This is a genomic window from Peribacillus sp. P4_C12 (assembly GCF_056402095.1).
Window position 1 is genome coordinate 1 of record NZ_JBFUIB010000863.1, and the last position, 1,179, is coordinate 1,179.

Consider the following 1,179-nt stretch of genomic DNA (forward strand, 5'->3'; position numbering starts at 1 on the left):
CTGCCTAAATCTATTACTGCTGCTACTGGAATGGATGCCCTTACACATGCTATCGAAGCTTATACCAGCAATATTGCTGAACCAATTTCAGATGCTCTCAGTCTTTATTCAATTGAATTAATTGCTAAGTACCTTCCGTTAGCTGTAGAAAATGGGAACGACTTAGAAGGACGGAAAAATATGCTTGTAGCCAGTTTAATTGCAGGTATGGCATTTAATCACGCGGATCTTGGTGCTGTACATGCTATGGCTGAACCACTTGGAGGTCTTTATGATACTCCACATGGGGTAGCAAATTCTATATTTCTTCCACATGTGTTTGAATTTAATATTCCTTCAAACCCTGAAAAGCATGCAATTGTAGCTGAAAAACTTGGAGCAAATAAAGAAGGTAAAACAATGGAGGAAACTGCCTATGAAGGTGTTGTATTGTTAAAAGAGCTTGCTCGTAAAATTGGCATTCCTGATTTTCGAGATTTAAATAATATCAATCCTGAAGATTTCCCATTCCTTGCTGACGGGGCAGCAGTTCATTTATGTACACAGACGAATTCAAGAAAAGTGACACGCGAAGATTATTTGGCATTATTCCAAAAGACTTATGAGGCGAAAAACACAACATTAATTTAAAAATTCAACTAGATTAATGTTGATCTAGAATTTTTGAATCGGCGGTCGGCTTAATGGGAGTTTTAATTGGGCGGCCGCCATGGTTTACAGAAAACATGCGTATGCCCACTTGCTGCGGGTACATAATTAGCTATTTATGGATATGAGATTGCTATAAAGTAAGAATAACGAACTGGAGGTTTTTCAAATTGCATAAGTTGAAAATGTTTATAAACGGTGAGTGGATGGATTCTTTAAGTAAACAGAAGAAAAATATTGTAAATCCGGCAAACGGCAAGATCATTGCAGAGGCTCCTAACGGAAATGCAGAAGATGCCAAGATGGCCATTGATGCGGCACGAACCGCATTTGATTCTGGGATTTGGTCGGACTTACCGGCTTCGGAACGGGCTTCCTATTTATTTAAAATAGCAGAGAAAATTGAAGAACATGYATCTGAGCTTAGCCAACTTGAAACAGCCAATACCGGAAAACCTCTTAAAGAGTCAGAGTTTGACATTGCKGAYGCAGCGGATTGTTTTCGTTATTATGCCGGCTTAGTCACTAAAC

At 39.0% G+C, this 1,179-nt stretch carries 2 protein-coding genes; both read left to right on the forward strand.

Features of this window, described 5'->3' with window-relative positions; genetic code table 11:
* Positions 1–630, forward strand: a 630-nt coding sequence (locus AC1DUW_RS29760; RefSeq protein WP_477644298.1) for an iron-containing alcohol dehydrogenase, incomplete at its 5' end; no start/stop codon positions are given.
* Between the two features lie 188 nt (positions 631–818).
* On the forward strand, positions 819–1,179 hold a 361-nt coding region (locus AC1DUW_RS29765), incomplete at its 3' end, for an aldehyde dehydrogenase family protein (protein ID WP_477644299.1).